4 protein-coding genes and 1 pseudogene are annotated in these 3,283 nt (G+C 71.6%); 4 read left to right on the top strand and 1 reads right to left on the bottom strand.

Translation table 11 applies throughout. From position 1 onward, the window contains the following. Positions 1–535: hypothetical protein (locus tag PKH97_RS15265; RefSeq protein ID WP_324388449.1), on the bottom strand; the 535-nt coding region annotated here is incomplete at its 3' end. A 69-nt stretch (positions 536–604) separates the two neighbouring features. Here PKH97_RS15265 and PKH97_RS15260 point away from each other — a divergent pair. The 4 genes and pseudogenes from PKH97_RS15260 to PKH97_RS15245 all read left to right on the top strand — a co-directional run. After that, a complete protein-coding gene (locus PKH97_RS15260) occupies positions 605–835 on the top strand; it encodes a hypothetical protein (RefSeq protein ID WP_324388447.1) in 231 nt (76 codons plus the stop codon). Continuing rightward, entirely contained in the window at positions 832–1,656 is an 825-nt protein-coding gene (locus PKH97_RS15255; protein WP_324388446.1) for a TlyA family RNA methyltransferase, read from the top strand. Before PKH97_RS15260 ends, PKH97_RS15255 begins: the two co-directional genes overlap by 4 nt. 9 nt (positions 1,657–1,665) lie before the next feature. Next, complete coding sequence (locus PKH97_RS15250) at positions 1,666–2,613, top strand: NAD kinase (RefSeq protein WP_324388444.1); 948 nt, start codon at positions 1,666–1,668, stop codon at positions 2,611–2,613. Next, positions 2,610–3,283: pseudogene (locus tag PKH97_RS15245) on the top strand (DNA repair protein RecN); the annotation flags it as partial. The gene PKH97_RS15250 and the pseudogene PKH97_RS15245, both read left to right, overlap by 4 nt.

Raw genomic sequence — 3,283 nt, 5'->3', positions numbered from 1 at the left:
CCGGATCGCTGGCCGGCCGGGTCGTGCCGGAGCCTGAGGCGCCCCGCCCGATCGCGTCCGAGACGCCCGCTATTGCCGATCCGGCGGCGATTGCCGAGGGACTGCCGACGACGCCGTCGCGGCGTTCGGCGTCGGTGCGCCTGGCGCCCGCAAAGCGTGGCTCGGCGAAGAAGGTGGCATCCTCGAGGCTCGCTACGCCGACCCGTGCGACCGACGGCGCCAACCGTGCTGACGACGCCACGACCACCCCGGCCAAGCGTGGCGTGAGCCGGAAGTCCGGTGCGACCAAGGTGTCAGCCACCAAAACCTCGGCGGCCAAGGCGGAAACGGCCAAGCGGGCGACGAAGAAGGTGGCCACTACGGCGCCGGCAGGCAGGGCGGCCGGTGTCGAGGCGCCCACCAAGAAGGCGGCTTCGAGGGTCTCGACGGCGAAGACGACGCCGGCGAAATCCACGGCCGCCCGCGGGTCTCGCCGCGCGGCCAAAAAGGCCGGCCCGCCTGCCGGGGTGGAGCCGTCGTGAGTGATGCCGGGCACCCGCGCCCGGGGCCGCTCGGAGCCGTGAAACCTGATTCGGTCGGCAGGAGCGGATCGTCGACGCTCCCGGTGATTCGGCAGACCGGGACGGACCCGAGCGCGCAACCCACCGTCCCGACGTCGTCGGGCAATTCGTCCGCTGCGGCAGGCGCGGCGCCCCCCACGACCGGAGATCTGGTGATCGACGGCGCCCTGGCCGAACTCGCTGCTGTCGCCCCGGACGATCTGGACACCCTTCTGCGTGCCGGAGCCACCGTGGAGGATGTGCTCCGCGGTCGCTTGCGCGACCTGTCGAGTTGACTGAGCCCGACACCGGCGCCGACGAGGGGAGCGGACCTGCGCAGCGGCTGGACGTCGAGCTGGTCCGCCGGGGCCGAGCCCGATCGCGAGGCCACGCCCGGGACCTCATCACGCGCGGGGCGGTGCAGGTCAACGGCATACCGGCGCTGAAACCGGCCCAGCCGGTGACGGCAGGGGATGATCTCGACGTCACCGACGCGCACCGGTGGGTCGGACGAGGTGCGGAGAAGCTCGACGGGGCGCTCACGGCATACGGGCTGGATGTCCGTGGACGTCGCGCGCTGGACGTGGGGGCGAGCACCGGCGGATTCACCCAGGTCCTGCTCGAGCGCGGCGCGCGCGAGGTGGTGGCCCTCGACGTAGGCCACGGGCAACTCGTCCCGCAACTGCGCGACGACCCCAGGGTGCGGGAGTTGTCGGGAACCTCGGTCCGCGGACTGACCGAGCCGATGATCGGCGGGCCGGTCGACCTCGTCGTCGTCGATCTCAGCTTCATCAGCTTAACGGTCGTGCTCGATGACATCGCCCGGGTCTGCGCGGCCGACGCGGACGTGATCCTGCTGGTCAAACCCCAGTTCGAGGTCGGGCGCGGACGGCTGGGCAAGAAGGGGGTAGTGACTGCGCCCACCGACCGGGCGATGGCGATCCGGAACGTGGGCCGAGTTGCCGAGGCGGCGGGTTTCGCGCTGCGCACGCTGGTTGCGAGCGGGACTCTCGGGTCGCACGGCAACCGGGAGTACCTCTTGTGGGTGGCGGTTTCGGAGGTTGTCGGTGGCTCGTGGCAGGCTCTGGATGAGTTGATCGATCGGGCCGTCAGATAAGGACCAGGCATGACACCACCGCGCCGCATCCTCATCGTCGTGCATCCCTATCGTCAGGACGCGCGACAGTTGGCTGCCGACGTCATCGAACGGCTGACCCTGGCGGGCATCGAGGTGTGCGTCGACCCGCTGGTGGCCGAGTCGCTCTCCGGTTCGGTCGGTCCGGTGAGCCTGCCCGCCGACCCGGCACGCGCTGCCGACGGCTGCGAGCTGGTGCTCGTCCTCGGCGGCGACGGCACGATTCTGCGCGGTGCCGAGTTGTCGCGCGGCTCCGGCGCCCCGCTGCTCGGGATCAATCTCGGGCACGTCGGCTTCCTGGCCGAGTCCGAACGCAAGGACACGCATACGACCATCGACCGAATCGTCGCCCAGGACTACACCGTCACCGAGCGGATGACGGTCGACGTCGTCAGCTATCGGCAGGGGCAGGAGTTCTACCGCACCTGGGCCCTGAACGAGGCCACCGTGGAAAAGGTCGCTCGTGAGCGGATGCTGGAGCTGACGGTCGAGGTCGACGGCCGGCCGCTGTCGACGTGGGGGTGCGATGGCGTGGTGATGGCCACCCCGACCGGCTCGACCGCCTATGCGTTCTCCGCGGGCGGCCCCATCGTCTGGCCCGATCTCGACGCCATCCTCCTGGTCCCGATCAGCGCGCACGCGTTGTTCACCCGGCCGCTGGTGCTGGGTCCGCGCTCGCGCATCGCCGTGGAGGTCATCCCCGGCACGCAAGGCTCCGGGGTGCTGTGGTGCGACGGGCGCCGAAGCGTCGATCTGCCGCCCGGTGCCCGGATTGAGGTATGCCGTTCGGAGCAGCCGGTGCGGCTGGCCCGGCTCTCCGGCGATCCTTTTACCGACCGGCTGGTCGAGAAGCTGCGCCTGCCCATCCACGGCTGGCGAGGCGCGCCGGCCGCTGACGCCATTCCGGTGCTCCGGCACAGCTTCGAGCCCGGGCCATGATCAGCGAGCTACGGATCGGCGCCCTCGGGGTGATCGACCAGGCGGTGTTGGCCCTGCACCCTGGCCTGAATGTCGTCAGCGGCGAGACCGGGGCCGGCAAGACGATGGTCGTCACCGGGCTGGGCCTGCTCTTCGGTGCGCGCGGCGACTCGGGTCTGGTCCGGGCACCCGCCGATGCGGCCAGCGTCGAAGGACTGATCGACGTCGCCACCGGGCATCCGGCCCTGGCGCGGGCGGCCGACGCCGGCGCCGATACCGCCGACGGGCTGATTCTTGTGCGCACCGTCGGCGCGGGCGGCCGTTCCCGGGCGTATGCCGGGGGCCGCTCGGTGCCGGTGTCGGTGCTGGGCGAGCTTGCCCAAGACCTGCTCGTCGTCCACGGCCAGGCGGATCAGTGGCGGCTGCGCTCGGGCGAAGCCCAGCGAGCTCTGCTGGACGATTTCGGCGGCCCTGATCTGCGGGAGGTTCGGGAGCGCTATGTCGCCGATCTCGACGCCTGGCGCTCGGCGTGCGCGCAGCTGGAGCGGCTCACTGACCTGGTCGCCGGTCGAACCGCCGACCTCGACGTGCTCCGGGCCGGGGTGGAGCGCATCGAGCGGATCGACCCCCAGCCGGGTGAGGATGCGGCGCTGCGCGCCGAGGAGGACCGCCTCGCGCACGCCGAGCAGCT

The sequence above is a fragment of the Nostocoides sp. genome (assembly GCF_035343835.1).
Classification (GTDB): Bacteria; Actinomycetota; Actinomycetes; order Actinomycetales; family Dermatophilaceae; genus Nostocoides_A; species Nostocoides_A vanveenii.
Note: the sequence above shows the minus strand (reverse complement) of the source record. Positions and strands in the feature narration are given on the sequence as shown.